This is a genomic window from Nonomuraea sp. NPDC050022 (assembly GCF_044460705.1).
Taxonomy (GTDB): Bacteria; Actinomycetota; Actinomycetes; order Streptosporangiales; family Streptosporangiaceae; genus Nonomuraea.
Map to the genome: position 1 here is coordinate 353,775 of NZ_JBITKE010000009.1, position 17,007 is coordinate 370,781.

The following is a 17,007-nucleotide window of genomic DNA, read 5'->3' on the forward strand; positions in this document are numbered from 1 at the left end:
GGCGAGGCCGTTGGGGAAGGCGCACCTCGTACCGAATCGGGAGGTCCGGTGTCTGCTTGTGGCGTGCTCTACGTCCACTCAGCTCAGCCCGCGCTGTGCCCTCATATCGAATGGGCGGTCGCGGGTGTTCTTGGCGTACCCGTGGACCTGACGTGGACGCCGCAACCCGCCGCGCCCAATGTCGTGCGGGCGCAGGCGGAGTGGGAGGGTCGTCCGGGCATCGCGGCGGCCATCACCTCCTCCCTCATGGGCTGGCAGCGGATCCGCTTCGAGATCACCGAGGACGCCTCACCGGGGGTCGACGGGTCCCGGCATGCCTATACGCCGACGCTCGGCGCCTTCAGCGCGGTCGTCGGGGCCGCGGGCGACATCATGATCCCGGAGGACCGGCTCCGCACCGCGATGATGATGGCCGCCCAGGGGCGCGCGGTGCTGGAGGACGAGCTGGACAAGCTGCTCGGCCGGCCGTGGGACGAGGAGCTGGAGCCGTTCAGGTACGCCGGCGACGGCGCGCCCGTCCGCTGGCTGCACGCCGCCGTCTGAGACCCGCACGAGGCCGCCTGAAGCACACGCACGCCACAACGCCTGAGGCACACACACTCCGGCGCCCGTCTGAGGGACACCCGCCAGAACGTCCGAGGGGCACCCGCCTGAACATGAAAGGGGCCCCGCACCCACTCATCGCACTCACGCGATGACCCCTCCGACAACGACATGGTCGTCGCAACTCCTCAGATCGAGGTGTTGCGACGACCACATGAACCCGAGGGGAGGTGCGGGGCCCTTCTCATGTGACTGTCTGTGGGGGGCGGTTACAGCGGGATGTTCCCGTGGGCGCCTCTGGCCGGGGTGGCCTGGGCGAGGACCTTGGCGATCGCTCCCCGGGTCTCCTCCGGCTTGATGACCTCGTCGATCACGCCCAGCTGTCGCGCCCGCTCGAGCCCACCGGCCAGCTTCTCGTGCTCCTCGGCCAGCCGCTGCTCCAGCTCGGCCCGCTCCTCTTCGGGAGCCGCGGCCAGCTCGCGCCGCTTCAGGATGCGCACCGCCGCGACCGCGCCCATGACCGCGACCTCGGTCGTCGGCCAGGCGAACACCTTGGTGGCGCCCAGTGCGCGGGAGTTCATGGCGATGTACGCGCCGCCGTACGCCTTGCGTGTGACCAGCGTGACGCGCGGCACCGACGCCTCGGCGAAGGCGTGCAGCAGCTTGGCGCCACGGCGGACCACGCCGTCGTGCTCCTGTCCGACACCCGGGAGATAACCGGGCACGTCGACCAGGACAACCAATGGGACGCCGAAAGCGTCACACATACGAACGAAGCGGGCAGCTTTCTCGGCGGACGTGGCGTCGAGGCAGCCGCCCAGCCGCATCGGGTTGTTGGCGATCACGCCGACCGTCCGGCCACCGAGGCGGCCCAGCGACGTGACGATGTTCGGTGCCCACTTGGGGTGCAGCTCGATGCCCGGCTCGTCGAGCAGGCCGTTGACCAGCGGCTTGACGTCGTATGCCCGCCGCGCCGACTCCGGCAGCAGCGTGGAGAAGTCGACCTCGTCGATGCCCGTCGTGCGCACCCGTCCCTGGTGGCCGAGGAGCACGGCCAGCTGACGGGCGCGTAGCAGCGCGTCGGTCTCGGACTTGGTGACGACGTGCACGACGCCGCTGCGCTTGCTGTGCGGCTCGGGGCCGCCCAGCGCGGCGCTGGTGACGTCCTCACCGGTGACGCTGCGGACCACGTCGGGGCCGGTGACGAAGATGCGGCCGGAGTCGGCCAGGATCACCAGGTCGGTCAGCGCCGGGCCGTAGGCGGCGCCACCGGCGGCGGGCCCGACGACCACGGAGATCTGCGGCACCACACCCGAGGCCTTGGTCATCGCGGCGAAGACCCGGCCGACGGCGTGCAGCGACTCGACGCCTTCGGCGAGTCGCGCACCGCCGGAGTGCCAGATCCCGATGATCGGCACCCGTTCGCGGACGGCCACGTCGTAGGCGTGCACGATGTGCTCGCAGCCCTCGCCGCCCATCGCGCCGCCCTGGAAGCGGGCGTCACTGCAGAAAGCGACGACGGGCACACCTTCGACGCGGCCCATGGCGGCAAAGACGCCGCTCTTGTCTTCAGGAGTGATTAACCGCAGCGTGCCCTCGTCGAGCAGCGCGGTCAGCCTGACGACCGGATCGCGGGGATCGGCGGGCTCCTGATCGGACTCCTGCGACGCCACTCGATTGTCGAGCACAGTCATCTAAGCCCCCTTGAACACGACTGCCACGTTGTGACCACCGAAGCCGAACGAGTTGTTGACCGCGGCGATGTCGCCCTGCGGCAACGGGCGGTTCTCGCCGTAGACGAGGTCCACCTCGATGCCGTCGTCGAGGTTGTCCAGGTTGATGGTGGCCGGCACGATGCGCTCCTGGAGCGCCTTGATCGTGAAGACCGACTCGATGCCGCCCGCGCCGCCCAGCAGATGGCCGGTCATGGACTTGGTCGAGGTGACCAGCGGGTGCGTGCCGATGGCCTTGGCCACCGCCTGCACCTCGATGACGTCGCCCGCCGGAGTGGAGGTGGCGTGCGCGTTGACGTGCTTGACGTCCTGGCCGGTGATGCCCGCGTCGGTGAGCGCCTGGGTCATCGCCATGCTGATGCCCCGGCCCTCCGGCTCGGGCTGGGTGATGTGGTGGGAGTCGGCGGAGTAGCCGACGCCCGAGGCGTAGGCGTAGATCCGCGCGCCGCGCGCACGGGCGTACTCCTCGGACTCGAGCACGATGATGCCCGCGCCCTCGCCGAGCACGAACCCGTCACGGTCGCGGTCCCACGGCCGCGAGGCGCCCGCGGGGTCGTCGTTGCGGGTGGACATGGCGCGTGCGGCGGCGAAGGCGGCCACGTTGAGGCCGTGGATCGCCGCCTCGGTGCCGCCCGCGATCACCACGTCGGCGCGGCCGGACCTGATCATGTCCATCGCGTAGCCGATGGCCTCCGCGCCGGACGCGCACGCCGACACGGTCGCGTGCACGCCCGCCTGGGCGCCGCGATCGAGACCGATCCAGGCGGCCGGGCCGTTGGGCATCAGCATCGGCACGGTGAAGGGCGAGAGCCGGTTCCAGCCCCGCTCCTTGTAGGTGTCGTAGGCGGACAGCGTGGTGGTGATGCCGCCGATGCCGGAGGACACCACGACGCCGAGCCGCTCGGGCGCCACCTCGGGCGCGCCCGCGTCCTGCCAGGCCTCACGAGCGGCGACCATGGCCAGCTGCTCGCTGCGGTCGAGGCGACGGGCCTCGGGCCTGGGCAGCACCTCGGTCGGATCGACCGCGGCCGTCCCCGCGAACTTCACGGGGACGGTGTCGATCCAGTCCGCGTTGATGGTCTCGACGCCCGACTGACCGGCGAGGAGCGCCGACCAGGTCGAGGTGACGTCTCCACCGACGGGCGTCGTCGCGCCGAGCCCGGTGACCACGACACGTACCCGGTTTGCACTCACGTTTCGCGCTCCTTGTCGATCAGGTTGGGTGTGAGATCAGTTCTGGATGAAGGTAAGGACGTCCTTGACCGTCTTCAGGTTCTTGAGCTGGTCGTCGGGAATCTCGACGCCGAACTCGTCCTGGGCGGCCACGGCGATCTCGACCATGGACAGGGAGTCGATGTCGAGGTCGTCCACGAAGTTCTTCTCGGGGGTGACGTCGCTCACCGGAATACCGGTGATCTCGTTGATGATCTTGCCGAGGCCCTCGAGGATCTCCTGCTCGGTGGCAGCCATGTCGCTATTTCTCCTTTGGTGTTTTCTGGTTCTGTACGGCTCAGGCCGTACAAGCACTGATTGGTACGGCATGAGCCGTACCGGATCCTACGGAATCTCGATGACCTGACCCGCATAGGTCAGGCCGGCGCCGAAGCCGAGGATGAGCGCGAGCTGACCCGAGCGCACCTCGCCACGCTCCAGCATGCGCGAGAGCGCGAGCGGGATGGACGCGGCGGAGGTGTTGCCGGCGGTCACGATGTCGCGCCCGATGACGGCCTGGTCGGCGCCGATCTTACGGGCGATCGCCTCGATGATGCGCAGGTTGGCCTGGTGAGGTACGAAGGCCGCCAGCTCCGAGGGGTCGACCCCGGCGCGCTCGCAGGCCTCCTTGGCCACCGGGTGCAGCGCGGTGGTGGCCCAGCGGAACACGGTCTGGCCCTCCTGGTGGAGGGAGTCGTTGCGGTCGTTGACGATGATCGCGTCGGACTTGTCGCCCGAGCTGCCCCAGACGACCGGCCCGATGCCGGGCGTGTCGGAGGGGCCCACCACCGCGGCGCCCGCGCCGTCGGCGAAGATCACGGCGGTGGACCTGTCGGTCCAGTCGATCCACTGGGACAGCTTCTCGGCGCCGATGACCAGCACGTGCCTGGCCGAACCGGCGCGGATCGCGGAGCTGGCCACGCCGAGCGCGAAGCAGAAGCCGGCGCAGGCGGCGTTCACGTCGAACGCGCCGGGCGACTTGATGCCCAGGCGGTGGGCCACTACGGCCGCGGCGTTGGGGATCTGGCTCTCCAGCGTGCAGGTGGCGACGATGACCAGGTCGATGTCACCGGCCGACAGGCCGCTGGCGGCCAGTGCCTTACCGCCGGCCTGCACGGCCATGTCCTCGACGGACTCCTCGGCGCCGGCCACCCGGCGTTCCTTGATGCCGACGCGGGACTGGATCCACTCGTCGTTGGTGTCCATGGTCTTGGCCAGGTCGTCGTTGGTGACGACGTTGGACGGCTGGTAGTGGCCGAGGGCCAGCACCTTGGCGCCCGGGGCGATGTCGGGAATCCTCACTTGGTCAGCTCCCTGGCCGCGTCGAGATCGTCGGGGGTCTTCAGCGCCACGGTTCGCACGCCCCGCAGCGCGCGCTTGGCCAGGCCGGTCAGCGTGCCGCCCGGCAGCAGCTCGATCATCCCGGTGACGCCCAGGTCGGCCATCGTGGCCATGCAGCGGTCCCAGCGTACGGGGCTGCTGACCTGGTCGATCAGGCGCCGCATCAGCACGGCGCCGTCGGTGACGACCTCACCGTCGGCGTTGGACAGCAGTTTGACCCGCGGGTCGGCGGGGGCGATGCCCTCGGCGGCGACGCGCAGGTGGTCGACGGCCGGGGCCATGTGCACGGTGTGGAAGGCGCCCGCGACGGAGAGCGCGATCTGCCTGGCGCGGGCCGGCCCGTCCTCCTTGAAGGCGGCCAGTTGCTCCAGCGTGCCGCCCGCGACGATCTGGCCGGCGCCGTTGACGTTGGCGGGGGTCAGGCCGTGCTTGTCGATGGCGGCCAGCACCTCTTCCTCCACGCCGCCGAGCACCGCGGTCATGCCGGTCTCGGTGACGGCGGCGGCCTTGGCCATGGCCTGGGCGCGCTCACGCACCAGCGACAGCGCCTGCTCGGGGGTCAGCACGCCGGCCAGCGCCGCCGTGGCGAACTCGCCGACGCTGTGGCCGGCCAGCAGGTCGGGCGCCACGCCGAGCACCTCGGCGGAGGCCATCGCGGCGGCCACGAGCAGCGGCTGGGCGACCGCGGTGTCGCGGATCTCGTCGGCGTCGGCCTTGGTCCCATAGGTGATCAGATCGAGGCCCACGACCTCGGACCACGCGGACAGCCGATCCGCGAAGCCGGGGAGTTCGAGCCAGGGTGTCAGGAAGCCTGGAGTCTGGGCACCTTGGCCCGGGGCGACGAGTACAAGCACGAAATCCACACTGCCCTGTAGAGGTTCGACACGCGGATAAGGATCCGTACGAACTTCGTCCCAGGGGTTTTGTAGGAACCCTACAGTGGGGGTTTCGGGGTTATTACGTTAGGGCGCGCCAGGTGGCAGCGCTCTCCGAAAGCCTGCCGAGAATCAGCCCCACCTGCAAGGTGAAGGCCGACCTGCCTTCGGTCGGCTGGTAGCCGGTCAGCTCGGTGATCTTCTTGAGCCGGTAGCGCACGGTGTTGGGGTGGACGAACAGCAGCCGGGCGGTGGCCTCCAGCGAGGTGCCCTGCTCCAGGTACGTGGCCAGCGTATCGAGCAGCGGGGTGCCGGCCAGCGGGAGATAGACGCTCTCGATGAGCTGCTCCCTGGCGTCGTCGTCACCGTCGAGCGCCCGCTCGGCGAGCAGGTCGTCGGCGTGCACCGGGCGGGGCGCGTCGGGCCAGCCGGACGACGCCTTCAGCCCGGCCAGCGCCGCCTTGGCCGATCTGGCGGCGGCGTGCAGGTCGGGCACCTCCGGGCCGATGACGATCGACCCCTCCCCGAAGCGGGCCACGACCTGCTTGGCGGCGGCGTCCACGCTGTCGGCGCCGCCCACGATCACGATCAGCCGGTCGGCCTGCACGCCGGCCAGCAGGTCCATGCCGATCCGGCGGCCCTTCTCGCGCAGCCCGTCGATCACCGCGCGCGGATCGCCCTCAGGGGCACGGCCGGCGATCACGACGACAGGGGAGGAGGTCCAGCCCAGCGCGGCGGCCCAGGAGTGCAGCCCGTCGTCGACCTCGCCGCGCACCAGGGCGTCGACGATCAGCGCCTCCAGCCGGGCGTCCCACGAGCCTCTGGCCTCCGCCTCGCGGGCGTAGACGTGGGCGGCGGCGAAGGCCACGTCGCGGGTGTAGCGGAGCATGGCCTGCTCCAGCTGGTCCTCGCCGCCCGGCGCGGCCAGCTCGTCGGTCTGCGCCTCGACGACCTCCACCACGACCCTGACGATGTCGACGGTCTGCTGCAGGGAGATCGACCGCTTCAGCTCACGTGGCGCGGTGCCGAAGAACTCGATGCTGGGCGTGGGCCGGTTCTCGCCCGCGTGCTGGAACCACTCCACGAACGCGGCGATGCCGGCCTGCGCCACGAGTCCCACCCAGGAGCGGTCCTCGGCGCTGAGGGCGCGGAACCACGGCAGCTGATCGTCCATGCGCGCCATGGCCGCGGTGCCGAGCGAGCCCATGGCCCGCTCCAGCCTGCGGGTGGTGTCCTCCCGGGTCCGATCTGTCACGCCTCCTAGAGTGCCAGGTGGAGTCAGATGGCCGCGACGCGAGCCTGGTCGCGGTCATCTGACTCACGGCGTGGGGCAGATGACCGCGACGGGAGCGGGGTCTGGGTCAGATGACCGCGACGGCGGTGATGAGCCCGATGGCGACGTGGGTGACGGCGAGCAGCCGGGCGCCCGGCTGCAGCTCGGGCTCCTTGACCAGGTCGCGTACCGAGATGCCGACCAGCTTGTCGAAGACGAGCATGGCGACGGTCTGCACCACGATGCCGACCAGCCCGAAGACCACCGTGCCCGCCAGGCCCTCGGTGAGCCGGCCGCCCGAGGACCAGATGGAGGCCGCGACGATCAGGCCCACCGCGGCCAGCGCCGAGGTGGCCAGCAGCGTGGCGTTGGGGTTGCGCTCGGTGCGGATGACCGAGCTCAGCTTGCCCGGCGTGGCGAGGTCGATCACGTAGAAGCCGACGATGAGCAGCACGACGCCCACGGCGGCGTAGGCGGCGATGGCGCCCGCGCCGCGGGCGAGGGTTTCCAGCAGGGTCATGGGTGCTCGATTCGGTGAGGGACGAAGGAAGAGGTGTCGTCGGTGATCAGGCCAGTAGTCTCCCTGATACCCATTCCGGCGGCCTCGTCGGCGATCACCCAGGCGCCGAGCACCGGCCGCTCGCCTTCGAAGTCGGGCAGGGCGTCGAACCCCTGGTAGACGTAGCCCTCCTGGCCGTAGGAGCCGGGCGTCTCCTGGGTGCCGTCCGGCGTGACGATGCGCATCGACGCGCCCTCCCTGCCCAGGAGCGGCTTGGCGATGTAGGAGTCCAGGTCACGGGGGCCGTCGAGGTAGGCGGGCAGCAGGTTGGGGTGGCCTGGATAGAGCTCCCAGAGGACGGCCAGCAGCGCCTTGTTCGACAGCAGCGTCTTCCACAGCGGCTCGATCCAGGTCGCGTGCCGGACGGCGTGCCGCCCGAACGGGTCGGCCAGCATCCACTCCCACGGGTAGAGCTTGAACGCCGAGCGGATCATCCGCTCCTCGACGTCGACGAAGCGGCGGTTGAGCGCGTCCCAGCCGATGTCCTCCATGGCGACGGCGACCGTGCCCAGCCCGGCCTGCTCGGCGGTCTCCTGGAGGTAGGCCAGGGTCATCGCCTCCTCGCCGGTCTCGTCCATGTTCGTCCAGGCGAAGTGGACGGGCCCCGCGGGCAGGGTCAGCTCCCGCCAGCGGTCCACGAGCCGCTCGTGGATGGAGTTCCACTGGTCGTCCGCGGGGTGGACGTCCTTGAGCCAGAACCACTGCGCCACCGACGACTCGACCAGCGAGGTGGGCGTGTCGGCGTTGTACTCCAGCAGTTTGGCCGGGCCTGTGCCGTCGTAGCGCAGGTCGAAGCGGGCGTACAGGTGCGAGTCGCGCCGCTCCCAGGAGCGCGCCACGTCCTCGTGGGCCCAGTCGGGGATGGCGAAGTCCGCGTAGCGGCCGGTCGAGACCACGTGCTCGACGGCGTGCAGGCACATCTCGTGGAGCTCCTCGACCTGCTCCTCCAGCCCCTCCACCTCCTCCATGGAGAAGACGTAGTGGATGGACTCGTCCCAGTAGGGCCGGGTGAGCCCTTCCGGATGGGCGGCCCGGTGATAGGCCAGCCCATGGCTCTCGATCGTCTTCTCCCAGCCGTCCCGGGGAGTGCCGTGTTCGCGCCGCACCGTCAGCCGCCGCCGCTCCAGTGGCTGCCGAAGCCGCCGCGCTGGATGTCGCGGCCTTTGCGGCTGGAGATGTTCACGTCGGAGGGGCGGTAGCTGGTGCCGGCGCGGACGCGCGTGCCGATCCGGGTGCCGCCGTAGTACCAGTGGTAGGCGCCGCGTGAGCCGCCGTAGAAGTGGGAGGTGCCGTCGTCGTCATCGTCGCAGAGGGACTCGTCGACGACCTCGTACGAGCCGTCGCTCAGCTGGTTGTTCATGTCGACGCAGTCGGCCGTCACGTCGTCGTCGTTCTGGGCCGAGCAGTAGCCCACCAAGAGAACGGACACGATGCCGAGGACGGACAGCGTGACCACCTTCGACGCCTTCGACCGCTTGGGGGCCTCCGGCATCGGAGGCGGCGCGGGCGGCGAGTAACCCATCAAGCTCCTGCTTTCGTTGGCCGAACAGCCTATAGCCGCACGTCGTAACGCTTCAATGCCTACCACCGGCCGCTTGCCATCGGCTTGGGTACGTATCAACACATGACACCCGTCGAGGCGCTGCGCGAGATCGCCTACCTGCTCGAACGGGCCGGCGAGCCCACCTACCGCGTGCGGGCCTTCCGCAACGCCGCCGCCGTCGTCACCGACCTGCCCCCCGACGAGCTGGTACGCCTGGCGCGGGTCGGCGGCCTGACCGATCTGCCGGGCATCGGCAAGGTCACCGCACTGGCGATCACCGAGGCGCTGGACGGCGACGTGCCCACGTACCTGCGCAGGATGCGCGCCACCGAGGGCGCCGACCTCGACGACGAGACCGCGGCGCTCAAGGCGGCGCTCAAGGGCGACCTGCACAGCCACTCGGACTGGTCCGACGGCGGCTCACCGATCGAGGAGATGGCCGAGGCGGCCGAGGCGCTCGGCCACGCGTACTGGGCGCTGACCGACCACTCGCCCCGCCTGACCGTGGCCAACGGCCTGTCGGCCGACCGGCTCAAGAGGCAGCTCGACCAGGTCGAACGGCTCAACGAGCGGTTGGCGCCGTTCAGGATCCTGACCGGTGTCGAGGTCGACATCAACGTGGACGGCACCCTGGACCAGGAGCCCGAGCTGCTGGAACGGCTCGACGTGGTGGTGGCCAGCGTGCACTCCAAGCTGCGGATGAGCGGTCATGAGATGACGCGCAGGATGGTGACGGCGATCTCGAACCCGCACGTCGACGTGCTCGGCCACTGCACGGGGCGGGTCGTGCAGGCGGGCGGCCGGCGGGGCCGGGTGCGGCCGGAGTCGGACTTCGACGCCGAGCTGGTCTTCGAGGCGTGCCGCCGGTTCGGGGTGGCGGTCGAGATCAACTCACGGCCCGACCGGCTCGATCCGCCGAAACGGCTGCTGCGGCTGGCCTACGAGATGGGCTGTGACTTCGCGATCGACTCCGACGCGCACGCGCCCGGCCAGCTCGACTGGCAGCGCCATGGCTGCGAGCGCGCGGCCCAGTGCGGCATCGAGGCGGCGCGGATCGTCAACACCTGGCCGCTCGCCGATCTGCTGGCGCGCCACGCTTGAACCCTCTGCCGGCGTGCCATGTGCTGGGGTGTCATGTGCTGGCGTGTCACGCTTGAACCGGGATCGCCTGCCTGGTAAGGGGTTTGCGACCCGCGATTGTCGGTGGCGCGGCGTAACGTCACGAGTGTGAACCGTACCGACCGGCTCTACGCGCTCGTCGAGGACCTGCGCGCGATCTCGCCACGCTGCCGTTCGGCCCGCGAGCTGGCCAAGCGGTTCGAGGTCAGTGCCCGCACGATCGAGCGCGACATCATCGCGCTACAGGAGTCAGGCGTGCCGATCTACGCCCAACCGGGGCGCAAGGGCGGTTACGCGATCGACAAGAAGATGTCGTTACCCCCGCTCAACTTCACCCCCGCCGAGGCGGTCGCCATCGCCGTGGCGCTGAGCCGGGCGGGTGACCAGCCGTTCGGCAGGCAGGCGCGCAGCGCGCTGCGCAAGGTGGTCGCGGCCATGCCGGGACGGGAGGGCGAGCTGGCCAGGGAGCTGGCGCGCCGGGTGCGGATGGTCACCCCGGCCGCCGAGCCGGGCACCGAGATCCAGCCACTGGGCGGCGAGGGCATCTCCCGGGCGATCGAGGAGGCCCTGCAGCGGCGGCGCGTGCTCAGGATCGACTACGCCGACGCTAAGGGGGCGCTGACCTCGCGCGACGTCGAGCCCGGGGTGTTCCTGGGCGGTCGCGGTGGTTTCTGGTATCTCGTGGCGTGGTGCCGCCTGCGCGATGACGTACGGGTCTTCCGCCTCGACCGGATCGCCTCGGCCTCGCTGATCGCCGAGCGCTGTCCCGACCGGCCGCTGGAGAGGTTCTCCACCGACATCCCGGACATGTTCGTGCACGGCGCGGTGCTCGATTAATCATTCGAAAACACCGACATAGGGTTGTCGCCCACGCGTTAGATCGTTGTCTTGTTCGAGAAAACAGGGAGACGACGATGGACAACACGGTTACCTGGTTCGAGGTCGCGACCGACGACCCCGAAGGTGCCCAGCGGTTCTATGGCGGGCTGTTCGGCTGGACGTTCGGGGCTTCCGACGGTGGCCCGATCGACTACCGGACGATCGGCTATCCGGGGCGTGAGCAGCCCGGAGGCGGCCTCTACAACACCAAGGGCGAGTTCCCCGCCCACGCGATCTTCCATGTGGAGGTGGCCGACGTGGAGCAGAAGTGCCGCGAGACCGAGTCGCTCGGCGGCAAGGTCGTCACGAAGGTCATCGACGACGGCGCGGGCACCGACTTCGCCTATCTCCAGGACGGTTCGGGCAACCTCTTCGGGGTCTTCCACCGCAGGTGACCTGGCCGGGCGTGCACCCGGGAAGGCACCTTCCCCGCCGACCGGGGCACGCGCGCGAGCCGCTCTGGCGAGCGGTCACCCGCCCTGGACACGCCGCCGACCGCCGAGTGGCGGCGCGTCCAGGGCCATCACCGTGAATCACCGCGGCTTGATACGGCCTTTGACTACAGCGCGGCGGTCGTCAGCCAGCGGTCCAGGAAGGCGCGGTCGCCGTGGACGGTCAGCGCGTCCGGCGAGCGCCTGCCGTACAACATCAGCAGCAGGTCGCTCACCGGGCCCTGAACGGCGGCGTCGCCCTTGGCGTGGCCGCGCGCCCAGCTGATCCGGCCAGCCGGGCCCTGGGTGAGGGTCCATTCGCCGTCGGCGTCGCTCGCGTGGAGGTGGATCGTGGCCCCCTCCGCGTCGAGCGCCGCCAGGCGCTTGGCCACCCAGAACGCGTGCGGCAGGGCCTCCAGGAACTCCTCGATCCCGTCGATCGCGACCGGTGCCTCCACGACGGGCGCCACGCCCACCGCGAGCTCGGCGTCGCAGCGGTGGACGACCAGCTCGAACAGCATCCTGCGGGCCCACCAGCTCACGCGCTGGTCGCCGCCCCAGGTCCAGACGGGCGTGTCCGGGTCGGTCGCGCGCAGCGTGGCGACCAGCTCCCGAGCGCCCGAGCCCAGCCAGGCCGCATCGCCGCGCTGCCCCTCTGCCAGGCCGTTGGGCACCTGGCGGGACCAGATCGGCTCCTGCCGGCCCGTCTCCACGATGTGCACCACCCACCGGTGCAGCGTGCCGACGTGCGTGATCAGGTCCGCCAGGGTCCAGCCGGGACAATGCGGCACCGGGGTGCCGGGATCGGCGCCGGTGGCCAGTTCGGCCAGCCGCGCGCTCTCGCTCTCCACGAGCCGGGGATAGTCCGTCACGTGACCGAGACTAGATCAGACCGACTTGCAGGTGGCACCCCGCTCGGGCATCTTCCCGGCCAGCAGGTAGGAGTCGACGAACCGCTTGACGCACTTGTTGCCCGACAGGTACGCGCCGTGCCCCTCGCCCTCGAACGTGACCAGCGTGGCCGTCTTGAGCTGCGCGGTCAGCTTGGGCGCCCACTCGTACGGTGTGGCGGGGTCGCCCGTGCCGCCCACCACCACGATCGGCGCCGAGCCGGTCGCGTCGACGTGCTTGGCCTCGTCGTCGCCCTTGACCGGCCAGACGGCGCACAGCCCGCCGGGGCCCTCGCTGCCGAACAGCGGCGAGATCTTCACGGCCGCGTCCTCGGTGTGCCGCAGCGTGGCCAGGTCGGGCCGTTCGGAGGTGTCGGCACAGGTGATGGCCGGGAAGCTGGTCATCTGCGTGGAGTACGTGCCGTCCTGCGCCCTGCCGGTGTAGGAGTCGGCCAGGTACATCAGCGCCTGCCCCTGGCCCTTGAGCGCCGCGCCGAGCGCGTTGCCCAGGAACGGCCAGGCGAACTCGGAGTAGAGCGCGGCGGCGACGCCGGTGGAGGCCAGCCCCTGGGTGAGGTCGCGCTGGCCGACCTTGAGCGGCTTGGCGGCGAGCTGGTTCATCAGCCGGTCGACGTTCGCGGCGGCGGTCGGCACGTCCTTGCCGACCTCGCAGCGGTCCTTGACGCAGGACTTCAGGAAGCTCTGGTAGGCGTGCTGGAAGCCGCGGGTCTGGGCCAGGGTGCGCTGCTCGAAGGTGACCGTGGGGTCGAGCGGGGCGTCGAGCACCATCCGGCCCACCTGCTGGGGGAACTTGGTGGCATAGACGGCGCCGAGCTGCGTGCCGTACGACATGCCGACGAAGTTGAGCTTCTCGTCGCCCAGCGCGGCGCGCAGCCGGTCCATGTCGCGGGCGGCGTTGACCGTGCCGACGTACGGCAGGATCTTGCCGGAGTCCTTCTCGCAGTGCTGGGCCAGCTGCTTGTTGGCCGCGTCGCCCTCCGCGCGGGTCTGCTCGTTGTCGGGCAGCGTGTCGAGGGCCATGTACTTGTCCAGCTCGGCGCTGTCGCCGCAGTGCACTCCCGAGCTCCGCTCCACGCCGCGCGGGTCGAAGCTGACCAGGTCGTAGCGGGAGCGCAGGCTGGTGAGCGACTTGGCGGCCTGGTCGAGAGTGTCGACGCCGGAGCCTCCCGGGCCGCCGAAATTGAACACCAGTGAGCCCAGCCGCTTGCTCTGGTCGGTGGCGGGGATCTTGATGAGCGCTATCTCGATCTTGTCGCCGCCGGGCTCGGCGTAGTCGAGGGGCACCGCCAGCTTGGCGCACCGCACCGAGGTGTCCTGCCTGGCCGGTCGCTGCCCGTCGGGCCGCTTGAGGTCCGTGCACGGTCCCCAGGCGATCTGCTGGGCGGCGCCGGTGCCCCCATCCACGGCCGGTTTCGTCGGCGCGCTCATGCAGGCTGCGGCCGATGCGGCCAGTGTGACGACGGCAAGGACGCGTCGCATGTCCATCTCCCCCTCGATATCTCAGGGGGAAGTTTTCCCCACAATACGCGAGTGCATATCAACGGAGCGAGGCGGCACGTACCACTCCTGAAAGTCGATGGCGCCCCCGCGGAAGACCTTCCGCGGGGGCGCCATCAGGTTGTGCGCTCAGACGCCCATCGACTGGGTGTCGTTGCTCTCCGCGCCACCGGCCTCGGTGACGCCGTTCTTGAGGTGATAGCGGGCGATCGCCTCGCGCAGCACCTCGCCGTCGAGCTCGCCACGCTTGACCAGGCTGGTCAGCACGGCCAGCGTGATCGAGGCGGCGTCGACGTGGAAGTGGCGGCGCAGCGCCGAGCGGGTGTCGGACAGGCCGAACCCGTCGGTGCCCAGCGAGGACCAGTCACCCGGCACCCACTGCGCGATCTGGTCCTGCACGGCCCTCATGTAGTCGCTGACGCCCACGAACGGGCCCGTGGCCTGGGAGAGGGCCTGGGTGACGTACGGCACGCGCGGCTCAGCCTCGGGGTTGAGCAGGTTGTGCTCCTCGCAGGCCAGCGCGTCGCGGCGCAGCTCGGTCCAGGAGGTCGCCGACCACAGGTCGGCCGACACGCCCCAGTCCTCGGCCAGCAGCCGCTGGGCCTCGACGGCCCAGGGCCCCGCTACGCCCGACGACAGGATGTTGGCCTTCGGTCCCTGCGTCTGCGGCCCCGCGGCGAACCGGTAGAGGCCCTTGAGCAGGCCCTGCACGTCGAGGTCCGCAGGCTGCGGAGGCTGCGTGTAGGGCTCGTTGTAGACGGTCAGGTAGTAGAAGACGTTCTCGGGCTGCTCGCCGTACATCCGGCGCAGGCCGTCCTTGACGATGTGCGCGACCTCGAAGGCCCACGAGGGGTCGTAGGAGAGGGCGCCCGGGTTCGTCGAGGCGATCAGCGGCGTGTGGCCGTCCTCGTGCTGCAGACCCTCGCCGTTGAGCGTGGTGCGGCCGGCCGTGGCGCCGAGCAGGAAGCCGCGGCCCATCTGGTCGGCCATCTGCCACATCTGGTCGCCGGTGCGCTGCCAGCCGAACATCGAGTAGAAGATGTAGATCGGGATCATGTGCTCGCCGTGCGTGGCGTAGGCCGTGCCCGCCGCGATCGCCGAGGCCATCGAACCCGACTCGCTGATGCCCTCGTGCAGGATCTGGCCCTGGACGGCCTCCTTGTACGACAGCAGCAGCTCCCTGTCGACGGCCTCGTACGTCTGGCCGTGCGGGGAGTAGATCTTCGCCGTCGGGAACATCGCGTCGAGGCCGAAAGTGCGAGCCTCGTCGGGGATGATCGGCACGAACCGGTGGCCGATCTCCTTGTCGCGCATCAGGTCTTTCAGCACGCGGACGAAGGCCATCGTGGTGGCCACCTGCTGCTTGCCCGAGCCCTTGCCGAACTGCTCGTAAATGTTGTCACCGGGCAGCTTGATGGGCTTGGCGCGCATGACGCGCTTGGGCAGCACGCCGCCCAAGGCCGCGCGGCGCTCGCGCATGTACTCGATCTCGGGGTCGTTCTCGCCCGGGTGGAAGTAGGGGGGCAGCTCGCCCTCGAGCGCGGAGTCGGGGATCGGCAGGTAGAGCCGGTCGCGGAACTCCTTGAGCTCGGCCTTGGTGAGCTTCTTCATCTGGTGCGTGGCGTTGCGCGCCTCGAAGTCCTTGCCGAGCGTCCAGCCCTTGATGGTCTGGGCCAGGATGACCGTCGGCTGGCCGACGTGCTCACGGGCCGCCTTGAACGCCGCGTAGACCTTGCGGTAGTCGTGGCCGCCGCGCGACAGCTTGCGGATGTCGTCGTCGGACATGTGCTCGACCATCTTGCGCAGGCGCGGGTCGCCGCCGAAGAAGTTGTCGCGGATGTAGCCGCCGGACTCTACGGAGTAGGTCTGGAACTGGCCGTCGGGCGTGGTGTTCATCTGGTTGACCAGCACGCCGTCGACATCGGCCGCCAGCAGCGGGTCCCAGTCGCGGCCCCAGACGACCTTGATGACGTTCCAGCCGGCGCCGCGGAAGTAGGACTCCAGCTCCTGGATGATCTTGCCGTTGCCGCGTACCGGGCCGTCGAGCCGCTGCAGGTTGCAGTTGATGACGAACGTGAGGTTGTCGAGCTCCTCACGTGCCGCCAGGCCGATCGCGCCGAGCGACTCGGGCTCGTCCATCTCGCCGTCGCCCAGGAAGGCCCATACGTGACTGCGGCTGGTGTCCTTGATCTGGCGGTTGAGCAGGTAGCGGTTGAACCGCGCCTGGTAGATCGCCCCGATCGGCCCCAAGCCCATGGAGACGGTGGGGAACTCCCAGAAGTCGGGCATGAGCCGCGGGTGCGGGTAGGAGGGCAGGCCGTGGAAGCCGTGCGAGAGCTCCTGCCGGAACGCGTCCAGCTGCGCCTCGTTGAGGCGGCCCTCCAGGTAGGCGCGGGCGTAGATACCCGGCGCGGCGTGGCCCTGGAAGAAGACCTGGTCGCCCGACTCGCCGTGGTCCTTGCCGCGGAAGAAGTGGTTGAAGCCCACTTCGTAGAGCGAGGCGGCCGAGGCGTAGGTGGCTATGTGGCCGCCCACGTTGGTGCGCGCGTTGGCGCGGGACACCATGATCGCGGCGTTCCAGCGGATGTAGGCGCGGATCCGCCGCTCGACGTGCTCGTCGCCGGGGAACCAGGGCTCGCGCTCCGGCGGGATCGTGTTGATGTAGTCGGTGCTGCGCAGGCCCGGCACGCCGACCTGGTGCTCGCGGGCGCGCTCCAGCATGCGGAGCATCAAGTAGCGAGCTCTGCTGCGGCCCTCCGTCTTGACGACGTTGTCGAGGGACTCGAGCCACTCGTTGGTCTCACTGGGGTCGACATCAGGCAGTTGGCTGGGTAGGCCGTCGCTGATGATCGAGAATCGCTGGCGTCCGGAAGCCACTGGGTCTCGCCTTCCGAGGATGACTGATGTCTGGTCTAGGTCGCCTTCCATCCTGGTCGCTTACCGTAGAAAGTGCATCTCTACTGGTCGGTAACCAGTGTGTCCCTGCTGGCAGGGTCACGATCAGTGGCCTAGACCACCGATGGTAGGACGAATCCCGGCCAAGGTTACCTTGGCCCGTCAATTTAACAAGACCGGAAAAGCTACGAAATTT

16 protein-coding genes are annotated in these 17,007 nt (G+C 69.9%); 4 read left to right on the forward strand and 12 right to left on the reverse strand.

The genetic code is table 11. The annotated features are described in order from the left end of the window. Nucleotides 1–48: 48 nt before the first annotated feature. Complete coding sequence (locus ACIBO2_RS36790; protein ID WP_357940353.1) at nucleotides 49–543, forward strand: DUF3145 domain-containing protein; 495 nt, start codon at nucleotides 49–51, stop codon at nucleotides 541–543. A 269-nt stretch (nucleotides 544–812) separates the two neighbouring features. Here ACIBO2_RS36790 and ACIBO2_RS36795 read toward each other — a convergent pair whose 3' ends face one another. From ACIBO2_RS36795 to ACIBO2_RS36835, 9 genes are all read right to left on the reverse strand, one after another. Next, nucleotides 813–2,237: a carboxyl transferase domain-containing protein gene (locus ACIBO2_RS36795; protein ID WP_397302980.1), complete on the reverse strand. Its 1,425-nt coding sequence runs from the start codon at nucleotides 2,235–2,237 to the stop codon at nucleotides 813–815. Continuing rightward, on the reverse strand, nucleotides 2,238–3,470 hold the full coding sequence (fabF, locus tag ACIBO2_RS36800) for a beta-ketoacyl-ACP synthase II (protein WP_357940357.1): 1,233 nt from the start codon (nucleotides 3,468–3,470) through the stop codon (nucleotides 2,238–2,240). It abuts the gene before it with no gap. A gap of 36 nt (nucleotides 3,471–3,506) precedes the next feature. After that, nucleotides 3,507–3,746, reverse strand: a complete 240-nt coding sequence (locus ACIBO2_RS36805; RefSeq protein WP_357648573.1) for an acyl carrier protein — start codon at nucleotides 3,744–3,746, stop codon at nucleotides 3,507–3,509. A gap of 87 nt (nucleotides 3,747–3,833) precedes the next feature. Beyond that, complete coding sequence (locus ACIBO2_RS36810; protein ID WP_358545041.1) at nucleotides 3,834–4,790, reverse strand: beta-ketoacyl-ACP synthase III; 957 nt, start codon at nucleotides 4,788–4,790, stop codon at nucleotides 3,834–3,836. Continuing rightward, nucleotides 4,787–5,683, reverse strand: coding sequence for an ACP S-malonyltransferase (locus ACIBO2_RS36815; RefSeq protein ID WP_397302985.1), 897 nt, complete (start codon nucleotides 5,681–5,683; stop codon nucleotides 4,787–4,789). The genes ACIBO2_RS36810 and ACIBO2_RS36815 overlap by 4 nt, the downstream gene beginning before the upstream one ends. A gap of 103 nt (nucleotides 5,684–5,786) precedes the next feature. Next, entirely contained in the window at nucleotides 5,787–6,911 is a 1,125-nt protein-coding gene (locus tag ACIBO2_RS36820; RefSeq protein WP_358545310.1) for a helix-turn-helix domain-containing protein, read from the reverse strand. A gap of 154 nt (nucleotides 6,912–7,065) precedes the next feature. Next, the gene (locus tag ACIBO2_RS36825) at nucleotides 7,066–7,497 is read right to left on the reverse strand and encodes a DUF350 domain-containing protein (protein ID WP_225289003.1); all 432 of its coding nucleotides are present in this window, start codon (nucleotides 7,495–7,497) and stop codon (nucleotides 7,066–7,068) included. Beyond that, nucleotides 7,494–8,642, reverse strand: coding sequence for a glutathionylspermidine synthase family protein (locus ACIBO2_RS36830; protein WP_358545045.1), 1,149 nt, complete (start codon nucleotides 8,640–8,642; stop codon nucleotides 7,494–7,496). The genes ACIBO2_RS36825 and ACIBO2_RS36830 overlap by 4 nt, the downstream gene beginning before the upstream one ends. Nucleotides 8,643–8,644: 2 nt before the next feature. Next, nucleotides 8,645–9,058, reverse strand: coding sequence for a hypothetical protein (locus tag ACIBO2_RS36835; RefSeq protein ID WP_357940365.1), 414 nt, complete (start codon nucleotides 9,056–9,058; stop codon nucleotides 8,645–8,647). Nucleotides 9,059–9,160: 102 nt separating this feature from the next. On the opposite strand from ACIBO2_RS36835, the gene ACIBO2_RS36840 reads away from it, so the two are divergent. The 3 genes from ACIBO2_RS36840 to ACIBO2_RS36850 all read left to right on the forward strand — a co-directional run bounded on the left by ACIBO2_RS36840 (nucleotide 9,161) and on the right by ACIBO2_RS36850 (nucleotide 11,472). Further along, the gene (locus ACIBO2_RS36840; RefSeq protein ID WP_397302990.1) at nucleotides 9,161–10,180 is read left to right on the forward strand and encodes a PHP domain-containing protein; all 1,020 of its coding nucleotides are present in this window, start codon (nucleotides 9,161–9,163) and stop codon (nucleotides 10,178–10,180) included. Nucleotides 10,181–10,306: 126 nt separating this feature from the next. Next, complete coding sequence (locus ACIBO2_RS36845) at nucleotides 10,307–11,035, forward strand: YafY family protein (protein ID WP_358545049.1); 729 nt, start codon at nucleotides 10,307–10,309, stop codon at nucleotides 11,033–11,035. Nucleotides 11,036–11,112: 77 nt separating this feature from the next. Continuing rightward, a complete protein-coding gene (locus tag ACIBO2_RS36850; protein ID WP_358545051.1) occupies nucleotides 11,113–11,472 on the forward strand; it encodes a VOC family protein in 360 nt (119 codons plus the stop codon). 164 nt (nucleotides 11,473–11,636) lie between these two features. On the opposite strand, the gene ACIBO2_RS36855 is transcribed toward ACIBO2_RS36850, so the two are convergent. From ACIBO2_RS36855 to aceE, 3 genes are all read right to left on the reverse strand, one after another. Then, on the reverse strand, nucleotides 11,637–12,380 hold the full coding sequence (locus ACIBO2_RS36855) for a maleylpyruvate isomerase family mycothiol-dependent enzyme (protein WP_358545052.1): 744 nt from the start codon (nucleotides 12,378–12,380) through the stop codon (nucleotides 11,637–11,639). Between the two features lie 15 nt (nucleotides 12,381–12,395). Next, a complete protein-coding gene (locus ACIBO2_RS36860; RefSeq protein ID WP_397302994.1) occupies nucleotides 12,396–13,898 on the reverse strand; it encodes an alpha/beta hydrolase in 1,503 nt (500 codons plus the stop codon). Nucleotides 13,899–14,045: 147 nt separating this feature from the next. Next, nucleotides 14,046–16,793: a pyruvate dehydrogenase (acetyl-transferring), homodimeric type gene (aceE, locus tag ACIBO2_RS36865; RefSeq protein ID WP_358545056.1), complete on the reverse strand. Its 2,748-nt coding sequence runs from the start codon at nucleotides 16,791–16,793 to the stop codon at nucleotides 14,046–14,048. Between the last annotated feature and the right edge of the window lie 214 nt (nucleotides 16,794–17,007).

What these genes read in the sequence shown, in the direction of transcription:
- ACIBO2_RS36805 (WP_357648573.1), bottom strand. Translation starts at nt 3,746, where the DNA reads ATGGCTGCCACCGAGCAGGAGATCCTCGAGGGCCTCGGCAAGATCATC.
- ACIBO2_RS36840 (WP_397302990.1), top strand. Translation starts at nt 9,161, where the DNA reads ATGACACCCGTCGAGGCGCTGCGCGAGATCGCCTACCTGCTCGAACGG.
- ACIBO2_RS36850 (WP_358545051.1), top strand. Translation starts at nt 11,113, where the DNA reads ATGGACAACACGGTTACCTGGTTCGAGGTCGCGACCGACGACCCCGAA.
- ACIBO2_RS36835 (WP_357940365.1), bottom strand. Translation starts at nt 9,058, where the DNA reads ATGGGTTACTCGCCGCCCGCGCCGCCTCCGATGCCGGAGGCCCCCAAG.
- ACIBO2_RS36795 (WP_397302980.1), bottom strand. Translation starts at nt 2,237, where the DNA reads ATGACTGTGCTCGACAATCGAGTGGCGTCGCAGGAGTCCGATCAGGAG.
- ACIBO2_RS36820 (WP_358545310.1), bottom strand. Translation starts at nt 6,911, where the DNA reads ATGGGCTCGCTCGGCACCGCGGCCATGGCGCGCATGGACGATCAGCTG.
- ACIBO2_RS36825 (WP_225289003.1), bottom strand. Translation starts at nt 7,497, where the DNA reads ATGACCCTGCTGGAAACCCTCGCCCGCGGCGCGGGCGCCATCGCCGCC.
- ACIBO2_RS36860 (WP_397302994.1), bottom strand. Translation starts at nt 13,898, where the DNA reads ATGCGACGCGTCCTTGCCGTCGTCACACTGGCCGCATCGGCCGCAGCC.